The organism is Bacteroides sp. (assembly GCF_029057325.1).
GTDB lineage: Bacteria > Bacteroidota > Bacteroidia > Bacteroidales > Bacteroidaceae > Bacteroides.
In genome coordinates this window covers 55335-79960 of the sequence record NZ_JAICZW010000042.1, presented here as the reverse complement: position 1 = coordinate 79960, position 24626 = coordinate 55335, and the positions used below count along the sequence as shown (strand labels likewise).

Annotated in this window: 17 protein-coding genes and 1 pseudogene; 6 read left to right on the top strand and 12 right to left on the bottom strand. The window is 49.2% G+C overall.

Going from position 1 to position 24626, the window contains the following annotated elements; all coding sequences use genetic code 11:
• Nucleotide 1: 1 nt before the first annotated feature.
• The 3 genes from K2G43_RS02885 to K2G43_RS02875 all read right to left on the bottom strand — a co-directional run bounded on the left by K2G43_RS02885 (nucleotide 2) and on the right by K2G43_RS02875 (nucleotide 5160).
• Nucleotides 2–3286: a TonB-dependent receptor gene (locus tag K2G43_RS02885; protein WP_297642704.1), complete on the bottom strand. Its 3285-nt coding sequence runs from the start codon at nucleotides 3284–3286 to the stop codon at nucleotides 2–4.
• Between the two features lie 72 nt (nucleotides 3287–3358).
• A complete protein-coding gene (locus tag K2G43_RS02880) occupies nucleotides 3359–4267 on the bottom strand; it encodes a dihydrodipicolinate synthase family protein (protein WP_300152925.1) in 909 nt (302 codons plus the stop codon).
• A gap of 176 nt (nucleotides 4268–4443) precedes the next feature.
• Nucleotides 4444–5160 (bottom strand): GntR family transcriptional regulator, encoded by a 717-nt coding sequence (locus K2G43_RS02875; RefSeq protein ID WP_297642708.1) that lies wholly within the window; start codon nucleotides 5158–5160, stop codon nucleotides 4444–4446.
• Between the two features lie 573 nt (nucleotides 5161–5733).
• On the opposite strand from K2G43_RS02875, the gene K2G43_RS02870 reads away from it, so the two are divergent.
• The gene (locus tag K2G43_RS02870; RefSeq protein ID WP_300152924.1) at nucleotides 5734–6210 is read left to right on the top strand and encodes an HU family DNA-binding protein; all 477 of its coding nucleotides are present in this window, start codon (nucleotides 5734–5736) and stop codon (nucleotides 6208–6210) included.
• A gap of 187 nt (nucleotides 6211–6397) precedes the next feature.
• Here K2G43_RS02870 and K2G43_RS02865 read toward each other — a convergent pair whose 3' ends face one another.
• Nucleotides 6398–6922 carry an RNA polymerase sigma-70 factor gene (locus K2G43_RS02865; protein WP_297642710.1) on the bottom strand — a complete coding sequence of 175 codons (525 nt, stop codon included), beginning with the start codon at nucleotides 6920–6922 and terminating at the stop codon, nucleotides 6398–6400.
• A 462-nt stretch (nucleotides 6923–7384) separates the two neighbouring features.
• Here K2G43_RS02865 and K2G43_RS02860 point away from each other — a divergent pair, with 462 nt between their 5' ends.
• The 4 genes from K2G43_RS02860 to K2G43_RS02845 are packed head-to-tail and all read left to right on the top strand — an operon-like array spanning nucleotide 7385 to nucleotide 15413.
• Nucleotides 7385–9229 carry a right-handed parallel beta-helix repeat-containing protein gene (locus K2G43_RS02860; RefSeq protein ID WP_300152923.1) on the top strand — a complete coding sequence of 615 codons (1845 nt, stop codon included), beginning with the start codon at nucleotides 7385–7387 and terminating at the stop codon, nucleotides 9227–9229.
• 21 nt (nucleotides 9230–9250) lie between these two features.
• The gene (locus tag K2G43_RS02855; RefSeq protein ID WP_300152922.1) at nucleotides 9251–10198 is read left to right on the top strand and encodes a FecR family protein; all 948 of its coding nucleotides are present in this window, start codon (nucleotides 9251–9253) and stop codon (nucleotides 10196–10198) included.
• Between the two features lie 36 nt (nucleotides 10199–10234).
• On the top strand, nucleotides 10235–13624 hold the full coding sequence (locus tag K2G43_RS02850; RefSeq protein ID WP_297642718.1) for a TonB-dependent receptor: 3390 nt from the start codon (nucleotides 10235–10237) through the stop codon (nucleotides 13622–13624).
• 19 nt (nucleotides 13625–13643) lie between these two features.
• Complete coding sequence (locus K2G43_RS02845) at nucleotides 13644–15413, top strand: RagB/SusD family nutrient uptake outer membrane protein (protein WP_300152921.1); 1770 nt, start codon at nucleotides 13644–13646, stop codon at nucleotides 15411–15413.
• A 185-nt stretch (nucleotides 15414–15598) separates the two neighbouring features.
• Here K2G43_RS02845 and K2G43_RS02840 read toward each other — a convergent pair whose 3' ends face one another.
• From K2G43_RS02840 to rpoN, 6 genes are all read right to left on the bottom strand, one after another.
• Nucleotides 15599–16513: a glutaminase gene (locus K2G43_RS02840; RefSeq protein ID WP_297642291.1), complete on the bottom strand. Its 915-nt coding sequence runs from the start codon at nucleotides 16511–16513 to the stop codon at nucleotides 15599–15601.
• A 102-nt stretch (nucleotides 16514–16615) separates the two neighbouring features.
• Complete coding sequence (locus K2G43_RS02835; RefSeq protein WP_300152920.1) at nucleotides 16616–18481, bottom strand: 4-hydroxy-3-methylbut-2-en-1-yl diphosphate synthase; 1866 nt, start codon at nucleotides 18479–18481, stop codon at nucleotides 16616–16618.
• A 6-nt stretch (nucleotides 18482–18487) separates the two neighbouring features.
• Nucleotides 18488–18997: a 5-(carboxyamino)imidazole ribonucleotide mutase gene (gene purE, locus K2G43_RS02830; RefSeq protein ID WP_300152919.1), complete on the bottom strand. Its 510-nt coding sequence runs from the start codon at nucleotides 18995–18997 to the stop codon at nucleotides 18488–18490.
• Nucleotides 18998–19110: 113 nt separating this feature from the next.
• Entirely contained in the window at nucleotides 19111–19491 is a 381-nt protein-coding gene (gcvH, locus tag K2G43_RS02825; RefSeq protein ID WP_297642294.1) for a glycine cleavage system protein GcvH, read from the bottom strand.
• Nucleotides 19492–19555: 64 nt separating this feature from the next.
• Nucleotides 19556–20218, bottom strand: coding sequence for a phosphatase PAP2 family protein (locus K2G43_RS02820; RefSeq protein WP_297642295.1), 663 nt, complete (start codon nucleotides 20216–20218; stop codon nucleotides 19556–19558).
• 41 nt (nucleotides 20219–20259) lie between these two features.
• A complete protein-coding gene (gene rpoN, locus K2G43_RS02815) occupies nucleotides 20260–21747 on the bottom strand; it encodes an RNA polymerase factor sigma-54 (protein WP_300152918.1) in 1488 nt (495 codons plus the stop codon).
• Nucleotides 21748–21892: 145 nt separating this feature from the next.
• On the opposite strand from rpoN, the gene K2G43_RS02810 reads away from it, so the two are divergent.
• Nucleotides 21893–23266, top strand: a complete 1374-nt coding sequence (locus tag K2G43_RS02810) for an aminopeptidase P family protein (protein WP_297642297.1) — start codon at nucleotides 21893–21895, stop codon at nucleotides 23264–23266.
• An 88-nt stretch (nucleotides 23267–23354) separates the two neighbouring features.
• On the opposite strand, the gene K2G43_RS02805 is transcribed toward K2G43_RS02810, so the two are convergent.
• Nucleotides 23355–23546: a LuxR C-terminal-related transcriptional regulator gene (locus K2G43_RS02805; RefSeq protein WP_297642312.1), complete on the bottom strand. Its 192-nt coding sequence runs from the start codon at nucleotides 23544–23546 to the stop codon at nucleotides 23355–23357.
• A gap of 381 nt (nucleotides 23547–23927) precedes the next feature.
• Nucleotides 23928–24437, bottom strand: a pseudogene (locus K2G43_RS02800) (AAA family ATPase); the annotation flags it as partial.
• Nucleotides 24438–24626 lie beyond the last annotated feature (189 nt).

Below are 24626 nucleotides of genomic sequence, written 5' to 3'. Positions count from 1 at the left end.
TTTAAAAAGTTAATCTTGCACCGAAATTAAACTGAATGGGAATGAAGTACTCACCGGTTTCACTGCCGTCGTATTGCTCGGGGTTGAGGCCGTCGAAGGCTGTGATGTAACCGATGTTGTTGACACCGGCGCTCAGCGAAATGCCGCTGACACCAAGTTTGCCGCACACTTTCTTAGGCAGGTTGTAGCCTAAAGTGATTTCTCTGAAGCACAGGTAGTCGCCCTTTGAGTAGTAAGCGGTGTTGTCGGCATTTCCGTTGCTGTTCATGCCAGCATAGGCGATGGTGCGCATGTGGTTCCGATAGCCGTTGTCCCAGTCTGAGGCGTTGTCATAACGTGGGTATTTGGCTGTGGCCGCATCTCCTGGATTCCACCAGATGTTTCCGTTCACTACATCATCGGTTGTGATGATTGCGTTGCGGGCATTGGCATTGGCGCGACAACGCCAGATGTTGGCGATGGAGTGTCCCAATGCAAAGTCCATGACAAAGCGCAGCGAGAAATCCTTATAAGAGAAAGAGTTGATCAAAGCGCCTTTTTTATCGGGATTTGCCCATCCGATGAAAGTGATGTCTTTGTCGTCAATGACGCCATTGTTGTCAAGGTCTGCCCAGATAGCATCGCCCGCCTGTTTGGGCTTGCCCATCTTGGAGCCGGAAACTTTCTTGTCTTCGGGAGCGTTGGCGGCAGCTTCGTCCGTGTCGTAAACTCCAAGGAACTTATATCCCCAGCGTCCGCCGATTCGTTCCCCTTCGGCAAGACCGCCCGCTTCGATATACTTGCCGGAGGCGGGGTCAAAAATGATACCTCCCTGTATGCGATTCTTGTCACGTCCATTGTACGGAAGTTTTTTCATATAAGTACGGTTGATGCTGAAACTTCCGGTAATGTCCCATTGCAAGGGGGAGGAGGTGGAAAGCGGATGGGCGGTCAGCGTAACTTCGATACCTTTGTTCTGTACGGTTCCCAAATTTGCTTTGATGGAAGCGAAGCCTGTCTCCGCAGGCAGTGACTTGTCATAGAGACGGTCGGTAGTCAGTTTGTTGTAGCCGGTTACGGACAGTTCCAGGCGATTGTCAAAGAAACCGGTATCAAAACCGACATCTACATTCGAAGTGGTTTCCCAAATCAGGTTGTTGTTCGCTAAAACACTGTTCAGGATACCGCTGTTGCCGCCATAAGCGTAAATGGCATATTCACCCTGAGTATTGGAGTAGGTCAGGTTGTTGTTGCCGGTTTTACCCCAACTGGCACGAAGTTTCAGGCGGCTCACCACATCGGTCGGGAACCAATTTTCATAGTGCATGTTCCATCCGGCTGATACTGCGGGGAAGAAAGTGAATCTGTTGCCTTCCGTGAACTGGGAAGCCCCGTCATAACGCAGCGATACAGAGAAGAGATAGCGGCGGAGATAATCGTAGTTGACACGGGCGAAAAAGCCTAACAGCCGTTCTTCCGTAGATTTCGAGGTGGTGCGTTGCTCTTCGGGTTTTGAAGGTGCCAACGAATGAATATGGTCTGTACCTGCCTCCCTGCCTTTTCCCTGCAGGAAATAGGAAGTGTTGCCGGTATAGTTCATGCCCACCATGGAGTTCATCGTATGCTTTTGGGCGAATGTCTTGTCATAGGTCAGGATGGCGTCTGCCATAATCTGCTTGTTTTGCGAGTGCTTTTCAAAGGTTTTGCGTCCTTTGTTGAACTCGTTGTAGGACTCATAGAACTTATAAATGTTCTCTTGCATATAGTAGGATGCGGTGGGCTTGAAGTGCAATCCCGGTATGATTTCCCAATCCAAACCCAATTGGAGGGTGTTCCTGTAAGCCTTGTCGGTGATGTCCTGGTAGTACAATTCGTGGAGACGGTTACGCGGAGAACCGCCGCTCTCGCCAATGCCCGGAGTGCCGTCGTCATAATACAGGCGGAAGGTGGTGGGATAGCGTGAAGAACGGTCCAACGTGTTTGTTCCGCTTTCTGCCGGGTCGGTGCCTTGGTTGGATATGGTGGAGTGTTTGACTCCGAGATTCAGTTTCAAGTTGTCGCGCAGCGAGTAGTTGCCGTTGGCTGTCAGGCTGAAACGATCGTATCCTGTACCCAAAACCATGCCTTCGGCATCGATATATCCCATGCTGACATAATAGCTGGCTTTGTCTGTGCCGCCCGATACGTTGACATCATAATTATGGATGAGTCCCGTTTGAAACAATACGTCCTTTTGGTAGTTGTTGTCTTTGAAAATCAACTCACGGCCTGAATAAGGGTCTTTCATCGTTTCATATCCTTGCTTGTTGAGCAGATTGTCCACATAATCGCGCCCCATGTTGTCTATCAAGTCATCAAGGTATTCCGTTGTAAAACGTGAAAAGCCGTAACCTGCCAATTCGCCGTTCTTGTAGTTGATGTTGCCGGTAGAATAAGGATAAGCTCCTCCTTCCAGGCGGTTTTTTACGTTCGGGTCGTTGATGCCGCGCGCACCTGCCAATCGGGAAGCGTACAGATAATCCCGCGCATTGGTGAACGGATAGTGCTCGCGGATTTTTTCGATACCCAGACGGTAGGATGCGGAGACACGGGCCTTGCCGGTCTTGCCCTGTTTGGTGGTAATCAGGATAATGCCGTTAGCGCCACGGGCACCATAGATGGCCGATGAGGACGCGTCCTTAAGCACCTGCATGCTCTCGATATCCTCCTGGTTGATCCCGTTCATGTTTGCGCAGATTACACCGTCGATAACAAATAGGGGCGTGTCGCCTGCCGGATTGGTGGAACCGCCGCGAATCAGCACGACAGGTTGCGCGCCGGGCTGGCCGGTAGTCTGCCGGATATCCAGACCCGCCACCTTGCCTTGAAGATTGTTTAAGGGAGAAGCGGAAACCGCGGCAGAAAGTTCTTTGGTTTTGACGGACTCGATGCCTGCGGTTACGGTCGCCTTGGATTGTGTGCCATAGCCAATGGCTACGACTTCATTCAGGGCAATAGATTCATCCTCCAGCTTGATTTCGTAGAAAGACTTGTTTGAAACCCTAAACTCGAAGGACTTCATGCTGATATATGAGACCTTTATCAGAGACTTTTCGGGAACTTCCAACATAAATTCACCATCCACGTTTGTTGTTGTTCCGATTGTACTCTTGACCACTACTACCGTAGCGCCGATAACAGGTTCGTCCATCGCGTCCCTGACAACTCCCTTAATGGTGATGGTACCCTGCGCGTATGCAAAATTTGCGAAGCCTATCAATGCAAATAACAGGCACAAAATATTTCGGTATTGCAAAATATTTCTCATATTTGTATTCTTTTTTAAGTGGACGGAACGGGGTATGCTCAATTCCCCAATCTGCTACCCCTTCCGCTACTTTCAGTTAAAAAAATGAATTGATTCAAGTTCTGTTTTTAGATTTTTGTATTCTTCTTCGGAGAACGGAGTGAACGGTTTACGACAATCTCCGCAGTCAATGCCTATCAGTTTCATGATAGCCTTTCCTCCTCTAACGCCGCCGCCATATTTAATGATGACTTTGACCACGTTGACAGACTGCTGTTGCAGGAGGCGGGCTGTTGCCAAATCGTTTGTTTCCATAGCTTTGAAAATGCCATTATAGATGTCGGAGCAATAGTTGTACGTGCTGCCGACCCCCGCTACGGCGCCCAAGGCCAGACCTGCGGTAAGAATTTCATCATAGCCGTGCAGCACTTCAAACTCACCGTTGTTGAGCGCAAGGCAATCTTTCATCTCCATCAGATTGTTATGCGTGAATTTGGTTCCCGCGAGGTTAGGCATAGCCTTCTTTCCTTCCAACAGAAATTCTGCTACGGGAAGAGATACCCCGGTCATGGAAGGCATGTTGTAGTAGTAGAATGGAAGTTCCGATGCGGCGCTTGCGATTGGAACAAAGAAATCTACCAAATCTTTTACAGAGGCAGGCTTAAAGAAGGAAGGTGCCATTGCGCTCACGGCGTCCGCACCTGCTTGTTGTGCATGAGCTGCCAGTTCGATTCCTTCGCGAATGGCGTTGGCTCCTACGTGGGCAATCACTTTGAAACGGCCGTCGGCGGCTTTTACCCAAGCCTCGAGTACGCTCTTGCGCTCTTCGACCGTTAACGAAAGTGATTCGCCTGTGGTTCCGCATACAAACACGCCCGTCATGCCCGCCGCCGCCATCAGGTCGGCATAGTGGGGAATGACGGAGAGGTTCAGCTCGCCATTTGCATCAAACGGAGTAAAGGTGGCCGCGACCATTCCTTTGAGACGTTGATAGTTTTTCATAATCTAAAATTTTTAGTGAATAAAAAGTTGTTTTTTGTTGTTTCAAATACAGAGGCATCCGCATACCTTGGGATGAGGACACGCGTCCGGAAAAATGCTTCATCGCTAATCTGTCAAGTAGTTAGCCATGAAGTGTTTTCTGATAGTATAGACCTAAGTAGGATTTTCATAGATTCTTAGATATGCTTGTTTTCCAAAAAGATGGTATATACGCTAAAGTGTTGTTCGATGGCCTTTTGATAACCTGCCTCATCACCTTTTACCAACAATTTTAATAAATCGTCGTGTGCGACGAGCTTGTTTTCTTTCTTTAGTTGCAGGTTTATAGGCTCAAGGTCTGCTTTAAACCTGTCTTTGGCAAACACCATGATGGGATGTATGATTTCCTGGAATTCAAAGATGGAAGAGTTGCCGGTAATCTCATAGAGCTTGGAATGGAAGCTCAGTTCGCTGACAGGTGCGTATTCATTGTTCTCGAATACGATTTCCAGCTTGACAATCTCTTCCAGTTCTTTCAAATGTTCAGGGGTAAGATTCTGAAAAAGTTTATGTGACATGCCTATTTCAAGAGCGACTCGGAATTCCATCAAATCGTATAGTGATGCTTCGCTGAGTATTCTTGGATCCACAATCCGTTTTATACCCCCAAATAAAGAAGGTTCCGTCAAGACCATCCCTCTACGGGTTCTGCTTTCAATCATACCTATCATTTTCAGACGGCTCAAAGCCTCCCTGAGAACGCTTCTGGCAACTCCTAAAGCGGCGGAAAGTTCCGTTTCGTTAGGTATGGCATCCCCGACTTTCAAATTATTATCTTTTAGATAATTCAATAGTTGGTCTTCTACTTGATCTACAAGTGTTTGAACTTTACCATGAATTTTTAGTGTTTCCATATTGTTTTGCTTTTATTGCATGATTAATCTGATTTGTCTGACAAATATACGGCGCATTACGGAAGTGAAGCAAATATGTTTAGTTAATAAGTATTAAGCATGTGTGTAAAACATCTGATTGGCTACACGCTATTCTTTGAAGACTGGAGCCTCTTTTGCCTGAACGGTTAGCCTTTTTCAGAGATGGAAAAGATACGGAGAGTGCCACTGCTCAAATTTTGAGCATCCTTGAAGATAACGGAGTAGTAAGATGTCATTGTGCTTATTATCAGTGATTTGCAGCTTTGATTGTAGAGATGTGTACAGGCTCTGTAGAGATATCGTGTGCATGGTATAGATCTCTACAGGGGGGACATTGTAGAGATAGTGATTTTGATATATATTGATTATCAGTTGTTTACGTGCGTTTGCTGTAGAGACCGTTTTCTTGTTTTTTCTTTTTTCTGCCTTTAACTTTGCAACATCGCTTCTGAGAGGAAGAGAAGGGTGAAATCGTTGAGGCCTCGCGATGAAACTTTGTTCTTGTTATCTCGAAGGAAAAACAATTTATTAACCATTTAATACATTATTAGTATGTTTTACAAGAAAATTCAACAGAAGATTAACGGTTTGTGGTATCCTAAATCCATTACTTGGGGCAAACCCATTACAAGCGATCAAGTGGCAGACAAATTGGCGCTGCTTTCTACCGTGACTCGCGGTGACGCGTATGCCATCATCAAGAATCTGGGTGTGGTGCTTTCGGATTATATGGCGCAGGGGCGGACTGTGAAGATAGAAGGTGTAGGTACTTTCTATTATACGGCAGCCGCGAATAAGCGGGGCGTGCAGACCCCCGAAGAGGTGAACGCCAAGCAGATTAACGGAGTACGTGTGCGGTTCATCCCCGAGGTGGGGCGCGACGTGAACAGCAGGGTGGTTACCCGCAGCATGGTAGATTCCAACATTTGTTGGGAGGAGTGGGACAAAGCGTCTGCTCCCACCGATGGCAATACCGGCAGTGGCGACAACGGCGGCGCCGAAAATCCGGACGAAAATCCGCTTGGCTGATTCTTCCGTCTTCGGGGGTAGGTAAGAGAGATGCCATAAGTCTCTCTTAAACAAAAAATGGCATGTGGAAATGAGGGCGCTTCTCGTTTCACATGCCATTTTTGTGGAAAAATGATGAGTTTTGCGCACCCTCGAAACTTATACACTGCATTAGGCCGAACGGATGAAACGGGAATGTATAAGCTGGCTACCGTCGTAGCCGTTGGCGCAGGAAGTGCAGCACTTCGCTGAGGTGTTTCTCCACGGTGCGTTCGGAGATGCCAAGGCGTTGGGCTATCTCGGCATAAGAGAGCAGCTCCTTGCGGCTGAGGCGATAGACCTCTTGCTGTCGTGGGGTGAGCTGGAGCAACAGGGTGTCAATCTGTGCTGATAGGTCGGCAGTCGCCACTTCTCCTTCTACATCGCAAGGGCTTGCGGTGGCCTCGAGCACGGTAAGTTCGAAATAGTCCTCGTTGAACGATTGCCGAAGCTGGCTGAAGATGAGGTTGCGCGTCAGGATAAAGAGAAAACCTTCGAAGCTCTTGGTCAAGTCGATGGTTTCCCTTACATTCCAAAGTTTAATGAAGAGTTCTTGCACGATATCTTCCACTTCGGATTCCGTGCGGATGTAGAGCCTGGTAAAAGAGTAAACCTTTGACCAGTAGTGCCGGTAGATTGTTTCAAAGGCTGTGGCGTCGCCCTCCTTGAAACGGGACAGAACATACCTCTCCATAGACTTAACTGAATATCTGTTTTATACACACAATAATCCTCTCCGCTTTTTGGGGTGCAGAGCAGTTTAAGAATAATTAAGAAGCAGATTCTATATTGTAGAACAATATAATATATTGAGTAGATGACCGCAAAGGTAAGGACTTTTTGGGGATAACCCAATTAAAGTGATGTTTTTTTCCTTTATATCGGCACGACTTTTCATTTAACTTCCGTAAAGAGGGTGAGCAAGATGCCGGATAGCACGCGGCTGAGTTTTGACATCAAGTATGGAATTACATGTTTGAAGAACAAGCACAAAGATTGAAATGGAAAAGTCGTGTTATATGAAAATAAGAGTGTGTATGATTGTTAATTTTCGGTGTTTTATTCATAATGAATGTTTATTTTCTACGGGCACGATAATGGAGGAAACGTATTTAGCAGCGTAGATTAGATTAAAATAAACAAGAAGCAGAGTATTATGAGAAACAGATTTTTCAGTTGTTTGACCCTGATGTTGGTAGCCTTGAAGGCGGTTGCGGCGGCTACCATTGTCTCAGTAAACAGTTTCGGATTGAAACCTGACAGCCGTGTCAACGCTACCCCTTACGTGATGAAGGCGCTTCAGGAGTGCAAGAAACATCCGGAAGCCGTACTTACGTTCGATAAAGGACGATATGACTTCTGGGAGGCTCATGCCACAGAACGCAAGTATTATGAATCGAACACTTATGATGACCGTAATCCGAAAGTCCTGGCCATCTTGCTTGACGAGATGCAGGGCGTGACCTTTGATGGGCAAGGTTCGGAGTTCATCATGCACGGACAGATACAGCCTGTCACCTTGCACCGTTGCAAGAACATCACCTTGCGCAATTTCTCCATTGACTGGGAAGTGCCTCTTACCGCACAGGGCAAGGTGCTCAACAGCACGCCCCGATACATGGATGTGGAGATTGACCGTGAACAATATCCTTATATTATAGAGAACAACCTTCTCACTTTTGTGGGTGAAGGATGGAAGAGCGTTTGCTGGAGCATCATGCAATTTGAGCCCGACACCCGTTTCGTCTGCTACAACACGGGTGATAATCTGGGTTGGGGCAAGCGCTATCATGCTCAAGAACTGAAGAAAGGTGTGGTGCGCCTCACCGAACCCGGAGAGGGGGAAACCGCTCCTTTTCCTGCTGCAGGTACCATGCTTGTGCTTCGTCACAACAACCGTGACCATGCCGGCATGTTCTTTTTCCACAGCGAAGGAGTAAAACTTGAAAACATCAATATCTATCATACCGGAGGTCTCGGCGTGCTTTGCCAATATAGTAAGGAACTCTCGTTCAATCGGGTCAATTTGGTGCCCAACGAAGCCAAGAAGCGCGTGTTGAGCGGCCACGATGACGGACTGCACATCATGGGCTGTAGCGGCAAGGTGACGGTGGACGGTTGCCGTTTTGCCGGACTGATGGACGACCCCATCAACATCCACGGCACCTGCTCGCGCATCATCAAGGTGCTGTCGCCTACCCGTGTGCAATGTCGTTTCATGCAGAGTATGAGCGTGGGCATGGAGTGGGGGCGTCCGGGCGAAAAGGCCGGCTTCATCGACAACAAGACCATGCGTACCGTGGGTACAAGTACCGTCAGCAGGTTTGAAGCCATCAATCTGACCGACTTCATCGTTGATTTCAGTGAGCCTATCCCTGCCGGAATTCAGGAAGGCAATGTGTTGGAGAACCTCACTTGCGCCCCTGATGCCGAGATTCGTAACTGCCACTTCGGTAGTTGTCGTGCCCGTGGCTTGCTTGTCTCTACTCCAGGTAAGGTGGTTGTTGAAGATAACATCTTCGAGAGCAGCGGTTCGGCAATTCTGATAGCTGGCGATGCCAACGACTGGTTTGAGTCGGGTGCGGTGAAAGATGTGCTGATTCGCCGTAATGAGTTCCGCTATCCCTGCAACTCCTCGCTCTATCAGTTCTGCGAGGCGGTCATCAGCATCTATCCCGAGATTCCCGAGCCTGATGTGCGCTATCCTTTCCACCGTAACATCCGCATAGAGGAAAACACATTCCATCTTTTCGACTATCCCATCCTCTATGCCCGTTCGGTGGACGGACTCACCTTCTTGGATAATAAGCTTATCCGCAATACCACTTACCAACCTTATCATTATCGTAAGGAAGGCATTACGCTTGAATACTGCCGCAACGTGCGTATCGGCCGCAGCCAAGTGGAAGGCGACGTGCTTGGTTCGAAGGTGAAGCTCGACCATACTGCTCGTGGCAGTGTGAAGTTCATCAAAGAACCTTTTTTTAAAATAACAAAATAGCCCTTTTATATCTATCTCTTTATGCACATAGATAGCCACAACAGACAAGACAACGAATCTACGTCCGCCTCTTGGGAAAAGCAACGCAAGCTCGCTGAAGAGGAACGCGTAGAGCAGTTGATGCGCCGCCAATGGGACCTCATCGGTCGGAGCGTCATGAGCCATGAGTCAGAAGAAAAGTGTTGGAAACACATCAGTCGGCAGACCGTTGGTCGTCGGCGACACCGGATGTTCGCCATCGTGTGGCGCAGCCTTGCCGTGGCTTCTGTTCTGCTGTTGGTGGTGATGGGAACATGGAGACTTACCGACCGCAAACAACCTGCCCCCTCTCTTGTGGCTGAGGTGGAACGTACCTATTATGCCGTGCAGAATGAAACGTTTGTTTTGCCGGACAGTTCTGTGGTTTGGATGAAGGCGGGCAGTACCATCCGGTATTTTTCCAACTATCTGACGAACCGCCGCGTTTGGCTGAGTGGAGAATCGGTGTTTGATGTCAAGAAGTGCGAGGGCGTTCCTTTCAGAGTATATACCGGAGAGTCATTTGTCGAGGTGAAGGGCACGGTATTCCAGGTCATCAGCCGGGACGAGGCTCAGGAAAGTGAGGTGACCCTCTATCGTGGTGCGGTGGATTTCACAACTTCGTCAGGCGGACAATGCATTGAGATGAAGCCGGGGCAGCGCATCAGCTATTGTGCCTCGACCGATAAAATCGAGCTGAAAAGTGTAGAGATGATTGAATGGGACAATGGCCGTTATCATTTTACCGACCGTTCGTTGGACGAATTGGTTGCCTGCATCTCCAACCTCTATCATGTGGAGGTGAAGCCTGCCCGTGACCTGTCCCGTCATCATCGTTTCAACGGATATATCCGCTATGACGAGAGCTTGGAGTCGGTGCTCGACAAGATTTGCTACAACGCCAGTCTGCGGTATAAAAAACGAGATAACATCTATGTTATATATAAATAATCTAAGGTTTAATTAATAACTAATTGCATGAGAAACATGAGTAAATTTTGTCTCAATTTCAAGGCACGCCATCTTCGCATGGCATTTATGCTCTTACTCCTTTCTCCCGTGTGTATGATATCGGCAGCCCAGGAAACGGTGGCTGTCAAGGGAAAATCCCTCAGTTATGAGGACGCTATCCGGCAGATTGAGCAGAGTAGTGATTACACTTTTTTCTATGACACCAATGATTTGGAGGGACTCCGCTCAAAGAACTTCAATTGTGAAGGCAGTATCGAAAAGGTGTTGAAGGAAATGTTTGAAGGTAGTGGTATCAGCTACCAGGTGAAAGGCAACGAGATTATCTTGAAATCGATACGCGTGACTAAAGTTCAGGCTGCTCAGCAGAACAAACATGTCACGGTGAAGGGAACCATCAAAGATAATTTGGGCGAAACTGTGATTGGTGCTTCTGTTTTTGAAAAGGGAAACAGCGCTAACGGAACCATCACCGACGTCGATGGAAACTTTACCTTGACCGTTCCCGTGGGGGCGCAACTTGAGGTGAGCTACATCGGTTATGCCGGCCAGGTCATCGAGGTGAAGGCCAGTGTCACTCAGTATAACATCACGCTCAAAGAGGATGCACAAGCCCTTGCGGAAGTGGTGGTCGTAGGTTATGGCACACAGAAGAAGGTGAACCTTACCGGTTCGGTGGCGTCGGTCAGCACCGATGAAATCAAAGACCGTGTGCAGACCGATGTGCTTTCATCCGTGCAAGGCGCCGTTCCCGGTGTGACGATTATCTCTCGCCCCGGTGCCGACGCGACGATTAACTTCCGTGGTCGCGGTAATCTGGGCACTTCCGCCCCTCTTTATGTCATCGATGGAGTCATTGCTACTTCCTCATTTTTTTCTAACCTTGACCCCAACAGCATCGAATCTATCTCTTTCCTGAAAGACGCAGCTTCTGCCTCCATCTATGGCTCACGTGCCGCTTACGGCGTAGTATTGGTTACGACCAAGCAGGGTAAGAAAGAGCGTACCAATGTATCTTACAGCGGCTACGTATCGTTCGACAATCCTACCTATAAGCCTGAATATGTAAATTCAGCTCAATATGCTGAACTCTACAACGAGGCGCTCTACAATACCAATCCTGCCGCCGGACGCTTCCAAGGCTATAGCGAAGAGGAGATAGGATGGTTCCGTGACGGTTCCAAGCCCGACCTCTATCCAAATACCAGTTGGAATGACCTGATACTGGACAAGAACGTGGTTACTACCCAACATTCGCTTAACGTGAGTGGCGGTTCGGAGAAGATTCGCTACTATGCCGGTTTGGGCTACGTCTATCGCGACAAGATGATTCCCGGTCAGGACATGAACCGCTACAACCTGAACCTCAACCTGAATGCCGATGTCACCAAATGGCTGACCGTGAAGGCAGGGGTGAAATACATCCAGCGCCTGAACGACCGCGATTGCGGCGCACCTGACTTGGGCGCATTCTCCATGGTGCCTTCCACCTTTGTTGCACGTCAGTCCAACGGCAACTGGGGTACCGTGAACGGCGGTAAACTGGCTGAAAGTAATTTCATCAACAAAAACCCGTTGCGTGCCCTCTCCAAGAACGACTGGAGCAAGACCAAGAGCGAAAACACCCTGTACGACCTCGGCGTGGACTTGAAGCCTTTCAAGGGATTCACCCTCAGCGCACAAGGTACTTACCGCACCACTGAATATAAGTCCAAAAGCTATACCGCCCTGCAGGAGAATGCCATCAACTTCTTCTCGGACGAGGAGATTGGCGGTACCGGCAATACGGTGAACAAAATGAATATGAACTGGCAGAGTTCTTCTACCATCCTCTATACCACTACCGCACGCTACGATTGGAGTAAGGACATCCACTCCATCAACGTCTTGCTGGGTACCTCTTACGAACACTATAAATTCGAGCAACTCACCGCATCTCGTCAGGACTTCCCCTCCGATGGCTTGACCGACATCAGTGGCGGTTCCACGGCAGGTGCCGGCTATCAGAATGGCGGTTCCTCTTCGGAAAACAAGATGCTCTCCTATTTCGGCCGTATCAACTACAGCCTGATGGACCGTTACCTCTTTGAATTCAACCTCCGTACCGATGCCTCTTCCCGTTTCCACAAGAACAACCGTTGGGGGTGGTTCCCTTCGTTCTCCGCAGGTTGGAGAATCAGCGAGGAGGCATTCATGAAGAATATCGACTGGCTCGACAACCTCAAGATACGTGGTTCGTACGGTACGCTCGGCAACATCAACAATGTGGGCGACTATGATTACTTCCAGAACTATTCGTCGAACTACCATTATACTTTTGATAATTCCGATGTCATGGGTATCGTGGAGTCCAGACCTGCCAACGCTTCGTTAGGTTGGGAAAAAGTGGCCCTTACCGACTTCGGTATCGACGCCACCCTTTTCAATGGAAGGTTGAACATCACAGCCGACTATTATATTAAGAATACAAGCGACATCCTGCTGCGCTATAATGTGCCTGCCGAAACAGGTATCACCACCGAGCCGTCACAAAACTTTGGTAAGGTGAAGAATTCCGGTTTTGAATTCGCGGCCACTTATCAGGGCAATATCGGCAAGTTGAAATATACCGTTGGCGGAAACATCGCCACTAACCGCAACCGAGTGGTTGAGATGGGTGATTCGAACAACAAGACCGTTGATGCAAGTCACATCATCAAGTATATCTTGCGCGAGGGACATCCCGTAGGATCGTTCTATGGCTATCAGGCCAACGGACTCTACACACAGGAAGAAATTGATGCCGGTCACTATTATACACTGAGCGGGGTGAAGCCCAATGCCGGTGATATCAAGTTCGTTCCCCAGCGTGAGGGAGTGGAATGGGGTAGTGCCATCACGGCTGATGACCGTACCATCATTGGTAAAGACGTGCCTGATTTTACTTATGGATTGAACCTCAGCTTGAACTGGAAGGACTTTGAATTCAGTGCCTTCGGACAGGGTGTAAGCGGTACCAGCGTTGCATTCGATGTCTATGGCATACATCCCTTCTTCCATGGTATGGACCAACCGCGCAAGTTCCACTTGAAGCGTTGGACTGAAGAGAATCCCAACCCACATGCGGTTTATCCTCGTATCTACTCGGCAAGTAGCGTGCACACCACGTACAATCGTAACTTCAACTCCAGCCACTTGTTTGATGCCGACTACTTCCGCATCAAGACCCTCTCGTTGGGATACAAAGTACCTGATACGGTGGTGAAGAATTGGGGATTGCAGTCGCTGAAGGTGTTCGTCACTGGTGAAAACCTCTTCACTTTCCGTGCAGATGACCGTATGGAAGATTTCGACCCCGAATCGGCCAGTGGTGTCATCTATAATCTCGGAACTAAATCTGTAGCTTTAGGTGTCAATGTTTCTTTCTAAACTTATAAATTTCAGAACAATGAAAAATAACATAAAAATCATCGCTTTAGGTCTCTGCATGGCGGGTTCTTTCACCGCTTGCGACCTTGATGTAGTGCCGCCATCCGAAATGGCTGCCGAAAACTTCTGGAAAACTGAAAAGGATGCTTGGTATGCGCTGAACAGCTGCTATGCCGAGCTTGACGGTGCCAAACTTTACGATGAATGTTGTACCGACAACTCCCATAGCCACAAACCATGGGAAGGCAATATGGAGATGCTGCAACAGAATGGTATCAGTGCCTCCGAAAGCTATGGAAACTATTACTTCGGCACCATCCGTATGGTTAATAACTTCCTCGCCAACGTGGAAACTTGTGTGATGGACGAAAACCTGAAGGAACGCATGAAGGCAGAAGCCCGTTTCTTCCGTGCTTATAGTTATTTGGGGCTTACCAACCAGTTTGGTAAGGTGGCTATTGTGACCGATGTATTGGCATACGATGCACCCAATGTTCCGCGCAATTCCGTAGAAGAGGTGCAATCCTTCGTCCTCAGGGAGTTGGCGGAAGTTGCCAATATTCTGCCCGAAAGCTACAAGGGCGGTTACTTGTATGAAAGCGGCCGCATCACCCGCTGGGGCGCTTTGGCATTGCGTGCGCGTGCTGCCCTTTATTTTGGCAACTATGCCGAGGCGGAGGCTTCGGCCAACGAAATCATCACTAAGAGCAACCATGCCTTGTTCCGTCTGAATGGTGCCTTAAGTGCTGCCCAACAGCAGGAAACTGACGAAATGGACGCTTACATCGACTATGAAGCCAAAGGCATTGATCGTGACAAGTTCATCCGAGGCATGTTCAGTTACGAAGCTCTCTGGTTTGACGAAAACGCCAACCCGAAGAATCCCGAGTATGTGGTGACACGTGAATATGCAGCCGACAAGAACAACTACGACTGGATGCGCTATACTTATATGATTCCCATGTCGATGTCTGCTTATGAAGGTTATATCTCTTTCGAACCGATGCAGAACCTGGTGGATGCCTATTGGGATGTAGATGGAAAAACCAAGCGCAATGACATTGCTCCTGAAACCCGTGCGGCAAACTTTGAGGCGATGTGGAGCGACTTCTCTGCCAACAGCAACGACCAGAATGCTTATCAGCAACAGGTGCAACAGACCGACCTGATGCAGTATGCCTATATGAACGAGTTCCGCAATCGCGACAGCCGTCTCTATGCGTCGTTGATGTTCCCCTTCAAGGGCTGGCACGAACTGGCAGGTAAAGGAACCTACTATTTCATGTTCAATCCGGATAATTTCAACAAGAATGGTAACGAATCGTGGTCGGGCTATGCCTTCCGTAAAATGGTGGCACTCGAAGCATACGACACTTGGGCTTCTTCGTGTGACTATCCCGTCATCCGCTATGCCGAGGTGTTGTTGACCTATGCGGAGGCACATATCCAGACAACCGGTTGGGATAGCTCCGTGCAGGCAGCCCTCAACGACTTGCGCGACCGCTGCGGTATGCCCGATGTGCCTGCTTCGCTCTCCAAAGAAGCAGCTCTTGACTTTGTGCGTAACGAACGTCGCATTGAGTTGGCGGGTGAGGGACAGCGTTTCCAGGATGTACGCCGTTACGGTGAGACCTACTGCGAACAATACATGAACGGTCCTTGCTATAATCCTGCCGGTGACCTGCTCATCAACCTTGTTTGGAACCAGCGTCTGATGCTGATGCCTATCCCGCAGAGTGCCATTGACTACAACCCGCTTCTTGCCGATGACCAGAATCCGGGTTATTAATCAAGTGGAATAAGTTCAGGTTTAATTGTATTTGAAAGGAGGTGCGTTTTAACGCACCTCCTGCTTTTTCAGGTTCTTAGAATTTGTACCTTATTCAATCATTATGTTTGCCTCTTTCCATCTCAACACACCTTTTCTCTTATTCGGCTTGAAAGGGAAAGAAGTATTTCTGCTATTCTTTTGTTTCAGAAAATAGACTCTTGCGTCTGTGTGGTCAGCAGTTCCAACGCCTTGATACCCATTACGGAATTTCCTTTTCGGTTCAACCGTGGACTCCATACGGCTACAGAGTAGCGCAGTGGATAGATGGCCGCTATGCCGCCTCCCACTCCACTTTTTCCCGGAAGGCCTACCAGATAAGAGAACTCACCCGCTTCGTCATAGAAGCCGCAGGTCTGCATGATGGCATTGATTCTTTTCACCTGCGATGATGTCAGTGTGATGCCTTCGAAGGCGAACTCCTGCTTGTGGTTGGCAAAAGGCAGGAAGGCACGCGACAGGTCGTAGCAACTCATCTCTATAGAGCATTGCAGGAAATAGAAACGAAGCACACGTTCGATGTCATTGTCAATGTTGTGGTGATACTTCAGCAGGTTGGCGATGGCTGCGTTCAGGTAGCCGTTCCCACGTTCGGATTGTGCCACCTCCTCGTTATAGTCTATCCGGCTGTTGCCGCTGATGGAGCGGACAAAACGGAGATACTCCTCTTCGGGATGTTTCAGGCGGTTCAGCAGGATGTCGGTCATCACGATGGCTCCGGCATTGATGAACGGGTTTCGGGGAATGCCTTTTTCCACTTCCAATTGTATCAGTGAGTTGAAGGCGGTGCCCGAAGGCTCTTTGCCCACTCTCTCCCACAGCTGGTCTCCTTCAAGGCTCAGACACATAGCCAGTGAGAATACTTTCGAGATACTTTGTATGGAGAAGCCGGTGGCAGCCTTCCCATGCATGAATGTTTCGCCTTGGATGGTGTGAATGCACATGCCGAACTGGTCCGGGTTGACCCGGGCGAGTGCCGGAATATAATCAGCCTGTTTGCCGACAGAGGCGTATGGCTGTATCTCCTGATAGATGTCTTCCAATATCTTCTGATAGTCCATAAATAAGGTTTTTAGAAGTTTGTTAGTGAATTTATAAGTTGACGAGTTTACAAGGCTACAAGGAGAAGTCTTGTAAACTTGTCAACTCGTTAACTCGTCAACTCACTCTCGGTTGTAGTCTCCGTTGTTTTTTATCAGTTCTATCAGTTTCTCCACGGCTTCTTCTTCGGGAATGTTCTTTTCGATGCACTCCTTTTTCTTGTAGAGGCTGATTTTGCCACGTCCGGCACCTACGTAGCCGTAGTCGGCATCCGCCATCTCTCCGGGGCCGTTGACGATGCATCCCATGATGCCTATCTTGAGGCCTTTCAGGTGGGAGGTGGCTGCCTTGATGCGGGCGATGGTGCTCTCTAAGTTGTAGAGTGTTCTTCCACAGCCGGGGCAGGAGATGTATTCTGTCTTGCTGGTGCGTACGCGTCCGGCTTGCAGAATGCCGAATGCGGTGGTATCCACTGCTTGCCCGTTGATCGCTTCTCCTTGGTTGAAGAGGAAGATACCGTCGCACAAGCCGTCAAAGATGAGGGCTCCCATATCGGCGGCGGCTTTGATTTGCAGATTCTCCAGTTCGCTCTCGGCATAGTGCTCGAAGAAGACTATCGGATTCTTCAGGCCTTCCTTCATCAGTTGGTGTGCCAAGGCGCGTTGTTCTCCCAAACGGTTGGGGTGGTTGCTTTGCGATACCAATACGACCTCCGGATGATACTTCAGGCAGGCGATGGCCTCGTCGTTCAATCCCATGTAGGTGATGAAGAGGAACTTCAAGGAGGCACCGCAGCTGCTGAGGAAAGGTAGCTGGTCTCCTTTGAAGGCGGGCCAGATGCTGCTTAGCTCTGCGCCTTCGGCACTATGCTGCATCCAGACATCGGCATCCACGATGCCCTGCATGCCCTCCGGCAGTGCTTCGGGGAGGATACGTCCTGTATAAACGTAGTCCGGCATGAATGGCGGGCGGAAGTCCATCGTTCCGTTCAGACGTGCGGCGACTACTAAGGGCAGATGGTCACCGCCTATGTTATGCACGGCGGTTGTCTCGCGGCGGGTAGGGGAGAGGTAATTGAATTCCGGCACGTCGGCTCCGGGGAGGTAGGGATGATTGTGGCGCTGCACGATGTAGTCCACCAGTTTGCGGGCTACGGGGATTTCCGCTTCCGGCGCTTCACTCAGGGAGACCCGGATGGTGTCGCCCAGTCCGTCCGCCAGCAGGGCACCGATGCCCAGGGCCGACTTGATGCGGCCATCTTCTCCGTCTCCGGCTTCCGTTACGCCAAGGTGCAGCGGGAACTTCATGCCTTCCTGCTCCATGATGGTTGCCAGCAGGCGTACCGTCTTCACCATGACCACAGTGTTGGATGCCTTGATGGAGATGACCACGTCTGTGAAGTGCTCTTGCACGCAGATGCGCAGAAACTCCATGCACGATTCCACCATGCCTTCCGGCGTGTCGCCGTAGCGCGACATGATGCGGTCGGATAGGGAACCGTGGTTCACGCCGATGCGGATGGCGGTATGGTTCTCCTTGCAGATGTGGAGGAAGGGGACGAAGCGGTCGTGTATCTTCCGGAGTTCCTGGGCATACTCCTCGTCGGTATATTCCAGATGCTTGAAGGTGCGTGCCGAGTCCACATAGTTGCCCGGGTTGATGCGTACTTTCTCTACATATTGTGCCGCGACATCCGCTACCTTGGGATTGAAGTGAATGTCGGCTACGAGCGGCACCATGTAGCCGTCTTGCCGCAGTGCCGCATTGATATTCTTCAGGTTCTCCGCTTCTTTGACACCTTGCGCCGTGAGTCGTACATACTCTCCTCCGGCATCGACGATGCGTTTAGCCTGTGCCACGCAGGCTTTCGTGTCTTGCGTGGCGGTGTTCGTCATACTTTGTATGCGGATAGGATTGGAGCCTCCCATCGGAGTGGCCCCAATGTTTACTTCGATTGTTTCCCGTCGGGAATAGTTGAATAAATCCACCTTTTTTTAATTGGTTTTGTATTCGTACTTCACCTCTTTCAAGTCCTCGTTGGCCTTGACGATTTTTTTCTTCAGTTCCTCTTTGTAAGCGGCGAATGTCTCGGCCAGTGAGGCATCGCTTAGGGCGAGCATTTGTACGGCGAGGATGGCGGCGTTCATGGCACCGTTGATGGCAACTGTCGCTACGGGTATGCCGGGAGGCATCTGTATGATGGAGTAGAGGGCATCTACGCCGTCGAGCACGGAACCTTTGATGGGTACACCGATGACCGGCAGAGTGGTATTGGCTGCAATGACGCCGGGTAGGGCAGCAGCCATGCCGGCAGCGGCGATAATCACTTTGATGCCGCGTTGGCGGGCATTCGTGGCAAACTCTTCCACTGCTTCCGGGGTGCGGTGAGCGGATAGGGCGTTCATTTCGAACGGTACATGTAAGTCATTGAGCAACTGAGCCGCCTTCTCCATAACAGGAAGGTCGGAGGTGCTGCCCATGATAATGCTAACGATTGGAGTCATATCTTTTAAATTGATAATTGATAACTGACAATTGACAATTAGCAGTTGATAATTGACTGATAAAATAATATCTGTCAATTGCAACTGCCAACTATCAATTATCAATTGTTTGGTTATTCATTCACCAGTGCTTTGTATGCTTCCGCATCCAGCAGACTGTCGAAGTCGGCATCGGCAGCAGGCTTGATTTTGATAAGCCAGCCTTCGCCATACGGGTCTGTGTTTACCAGCTCCGGTTGGTCGGCCAACGCTTCGTTCTGTTCCAGCACTTCTCCGCCTACGGGCAAGAAAAGGTCTGAGATGGTTTTCACTACTTCGATGGTACCGAACGTGTCGCCGGCAGCCAATGTCTCGCCTTCTGTCGGGATATCGACAAATACGATGTCGCCCAGTTGCTCCTGTGCGTAGTCGGTGATACCTACATAAGCGATGTCGCCTTCTTGGCGAATCCATTCATGTTCTTGCGTGTACTTTACATTTGTTGGAAAATTCATGATTGTTAGTTTTTAAGGGTTAATACTTATTTAATTGAAAATTCACGATTGTCGATTTATAGTTCTAAAAAAGAAAGATGCGGAAGAGGATGTTGCTTAACGGGTGGAGCACCAATAAGGTGCAAAGTAGTCCCACGGCAAATCCTCCCATCACTTCGCTCAAGGTATGATGTTGCAGGATGATGCGGGCAGTGCCCAATGTTCCTGCCGCCAATATGAAGAGGCAGAGCCACCAAATGGGGTTGTAGCCGAACAGCGCACTGAAAGCCACCAGCCCGCCTACTACCGCTCCTGCTCCTGCCATGTGTTCGCTGAGCTTCCATACCGAGTTGAGGAGGACGCAGATAACCATCATTACCAGTGCGGCGAGGATGATTCCCGTCATATACCAAGGGATATTCAGCCGTTGCATCATCAGCAGGCAGAATATATAGGAAACGATGGTCAGAAAGAAGGGGATATACCTCTTTTTCCGGTCGGTCATGTCTTTCGGACTGAAACCGTTGATTTTCTGAAAGATGAAAATAGTCAGCGTAGGCATCAGAATAGTGAAGCAAAAGACTACGCCCAGCACAATCAGCTTGTATTGCAGCGGCATGATGCGCAGGTATGAAAAGGCAAACAGAATCAGGAAAGCCACAAAAGGAATGGAAAACGGCGTGAAGATGGCCGAAATGACTTTTGAGGTTTTTACCAAGGTCCTGTCTGTTATGATATATTCTTCCATGAATCTAATTCCACTTATGAATTGTACAATTACTACTGCTCTTATCTTCTTAATCTTGCTACCGGTATGCCCATCTGCTGACGGTATTTGGCCACCGTCCGGCGAGCTATCGGATAGCCTTTTTCTTTCAGCTTTTCGGTAAGCTCATCATCCGTATAAGGTCTCTTTTTGTCCTCGCTGTCGATGCACTCTTTTAGAATCTTGCGTATTTCGCGTACGGACATTTCTTCGCCGTCTTCGGTGATATAGCCGTCGTTGAAGAAGAATTTCAGCGAATAGATGCCGAAGTTGGTCTGTACGTACTTGCTGTTGCTCACGCGCGAGATGGTGGAGATGTCCAGCCCGGTACGCTCTGCCACATCCTTCAGTATCATGGGGCGCAACAGCGATTCGTCTCCTTCGAGGAAGAAGGGGCGTTGCAGGTCGATAATGGCTTGCATGGTGGTCATCAACGTTTGTTGCCGTTGTTTTACAGCATCGATGAAACCTTGTGCGGCATCCATTTTCTGCTTCAGGAACAGCATGGCTTCTTTCGATTCTTTGGACTGGTTCGCCTTGTTTTTGGTGTGTTCCTCCACCATTTCGGTGAAGTCGCGGCTCATGCGCAGTTCCGGCACGTTGCGGTTGTTCAGCGTCACGCTGATGGTGCCGTCATCGTAGGTATCCACCAGAAAGTCGGGAACTATCTGCTGCATGTTTTTGCCGATGGTTTCTCCCAAAGAGGCCCCCGGGCGGGGATTCAGTTTGCAGATTTCCTTGATTGCCCGGTCGAAAACTTCTTCTTTCAGGTCGAATTTCTGTTGTATCTTGTCCCAATGTTTGCGGGTAAACTCCTCGTAACATTCGGAAATGATGGATTCTTCGATGCGGAGCAGTGAATCCGGGCACGGTTGTTGCTCTATCTTACGGCGTATCTGGATGAGCAGGCACTCCTGCAGGTTGCGGGCACCCAGTCCGGCAGGGTCGAAATCCTGGATGATTTTCAGCATCTCTTCCAGTTCTTGCATGGAAGTGTCTATGCCGGCATAGATGGCCAGTTCGTCACAGATGCTTTCCAGCGATTTGCGCAGCAGGCCGTCGTCGTCCAACGAGCCGATCAGATATTCCGCCAGTTCGCGTTGGTGCTCGGTGAGGTTGCGTTCGCCCAGCTGCTCTTTCAGGGTTTCGTAGAAAGAGGTGGTGTCGGAGAAAGGTATTTCTTCCGCTTGCTCTCCCTTGCTTCGGTTGTTCTCTTGCAGCTTATAGTCGGGAATATCGTCTTCGTTCAGATAGTCGCTCAGTGAATCGTAATCGGTATCGCCGTTTTCTTCCTGTTCGGTTTCCGTGCCGTTATCGTTGGAGTACTCGTCTTCCGGAGTCTCTTCCCGCCCTTCTTCCAGTGCCGGATTTTCCAGAAGTTCGCCGCGTATGCGGTCTTCCAGCTCTACAGCAGGGAGTTCCAGCAGCCTAACCACCAAAATCTGTTGCGGCGACAGCGTTTGTACCTGTTGCTGCGCTTGTGTCTGTACCTGTCGGGAACCTTGTGCCATACTTTGTTTGATTCTGAATTTAGTGCAAAAATAGTGAATTGTTCGAGAATGCGAAACCTTCTCATACGATATTTAACAAGAAAGGGGCGGGTAGGTTCTGTATTTATGTTTATCTTTGCCCTAAAAACAACTAAAATAGAATACTATGTTTGCAAAAGAAACGTATGTGCAGCGCAGAGCCCTGCTGAAAAAAACGATTGGCTCCGGAGTGTTATTGTTTTTGGGTAACGATGAACAAGGGTTGAATTATGCGGATAATACCTTCCGTTACCGCCAGGATTCCACTTTCCTCTATTTTTTCGGATTGTCGTTTGCCGGATTGGCAGCCATTATAGACATAGATGAGGATAAAGAGATTATTTTCGGCGATGAACTCTCTATTGACCACATTGTCTGGATGGGAACCCAGCCTACGCTTCACGAGAAAGCGACGATGGTGGGTATTTCCGAGACTCGTCCATACGCCGATATCGTCAATTACCTGCACCGGGCTGTGCAAAAAGGACAGAACATACACTATCTTCCTCCTTACCGTGCCGAACACAAATTGAAGCTGATGGATTGGCTGGGTGTTCCTCCCGCACATCAGGAAGGTTCCGTACCGTTTATCCGTGCGGTAGTGGCACAGCGTAACTATAAGACCGAAGAAGAACTTGTGGAAATAGAGAAGGCCTGCAACGTGACTTCCGATATGCACATCACCGCCATGAAGGTGCTTCGTCCGGGAATGTATGAGTATGAAGTGGTGGCCGAGATGAACCGCGTCGCCGAGATGAACAACTGCGAACTCTCGTTCGCTACGATTGCTACGGTGAACGGTCAGACGCTGCACAACCACTATCACGGCAATAAGGTGAAGTCGGGCGACATGTTCCTGATTGATGCCGGTGCCGAACTCCCTTCGGGATATTGCGGTGACATGTCGTCCACAATGCCTGTCGATAAGACGTTCACTCCGCGCCAGCGCGTCATTTACGAACTTTCAAATGCCATGCATATAGCGGCGGTCAATGCGCTTCGTCCCGGAGTGCCTTACATGGAGGTCTATGACCTCGCGGCACGCGTGATGGTCGATGGACTGAAAGACCTCGGCTTGATGAAGGGAAATACCGAAGATGCGGTGCGCGAAGGTGCGCACGCCATGTTCTTCCAATGTGGATTGGGACACATGATGGGGCTGGATGTGCACGACATGGAGAACTTAGGTGAAGTATGGGTCGGTTACAACGGTCAGCCTAAGAGTACGCAGTTCGGTCGCAAGAGCCAGCGCCTTGCCGTTCCTTTGGAGCCGGGCTTTGTGATTACCGTAGAGCCGGGTATCTATTTCATCCCCGAACTGATGGATCTTTGGAAGGGTGAAAAGAAGTTCGCCGACTTCATCAACTATGATAAGTTGGAAGAGTATCGTGATTTTGGTGGCATCCGCAATGAAGAAGACTATCTGATTACCGAAACCGGTGCCCGTCGTTTGGGCAAGAAGATTCCGTTGACACCGGAAGAGGTGGAGGCGTTGAGATAAGTCCGTTTCTTTTTTCCGATATATTTATAGAATAAAATAGAAAGCCTGCCGTGTCCTGATATGTGACGGCAGGCTTTTTGTGTTTCCTTCATAGCTTGCCATAAACGAACAGCAGCAACATCCCCGCCATAGGACCTAACCGGAGCTTGATGCGGTCCATCGCATTCTTGATGTGGACCCGCACCGTATTGACAGACATGGCTTGCTCGTCTGCAATCTCTTGCGGAGACATGCCTTCGTACAGATATTTTCTGAAGACCAGATTGCACTTGGCAGGCAGTGAATCTTATTACCGTGCCGCCCCGTTCTTTCAGCTCTTCAATCTCCAATAATTGCAGCGGGTCATCGTCATTCGCGCAGAGCTCTTCCTGAAAGGCCAGCAATTCTTCCCGATATTCATCAAGCACCCGTTCGCGCGTGTGCAGCGTGCGGATGTGGTTCAGGCAGCGGTTCTGTACACTCCGCAGCAGGTAATTATGAATGGGAAAGTTGAGCCTTCCTCTGCTGTTCCATACATTGATGAACACGTCATTGACAATCTCCTTAGCCTCGTCCGCATTGAATATAATTAGGTGGTGGCAAACACGCACAGGTAGCTATAGTAGCTGTCGTATAATGCGGCAAAGGCACTTTCTTTTCCCGCATTTATATCCTCTACGGTTTGTTCGTTTATTCTGGCGAATGTTTGCAGCATGGGTTTGTCATATTCGTCCACAAGCACGACCACGCGACGTCCGGTCTGTTCGCAAGCACGCTGTATGACGGCAGAAAAGCGTCCGGAATAGGTCATGTTGCCTTTATCTACGCCATAGGTCGCTTCCCATCCTTCCAGTTGCCGTTCAAGCATCTTTTCCAGCCGTTCGTTGCTGTCGTATTTTTCTGCATTCAAATCAAGATGCAACACGGGATATTCCAACCATTCCTGTTCCAACTGCTCGATGGCAAGCCCTTTGAACAATTCTTTTTTCCCTTTGAAATAAGCCTCCAAAGTGGAAAGCAAAAGGCTTTTTCCGAACCGACGGGGACGGCTGAGGAAACAAGGGACACCCGCCTGTACCAGCCGAAATACGAATGCGGTTTTATCCACATACATGAATCCTTCGGAACGAAGTTTCTCGAAACTCTGTATCCCTATCGGGAGCTTACGAAGCATATCGACCGGTGTATTCATCATAACTTTGGCATTTTGGACTAATACGATGTACAAAGATACGCAAACATCGGCATATTACGCAATAAAAACCGATAAATCAGAGCAAAGAGTAAATTCGTACACACCTCCCTGTTTCTTCTCTTTCTTTTTGAATGTAAAGAAAAATTCGTAGCCTTCCAGCGCTCTTCGTGTTCCGGTGAAAAAAAC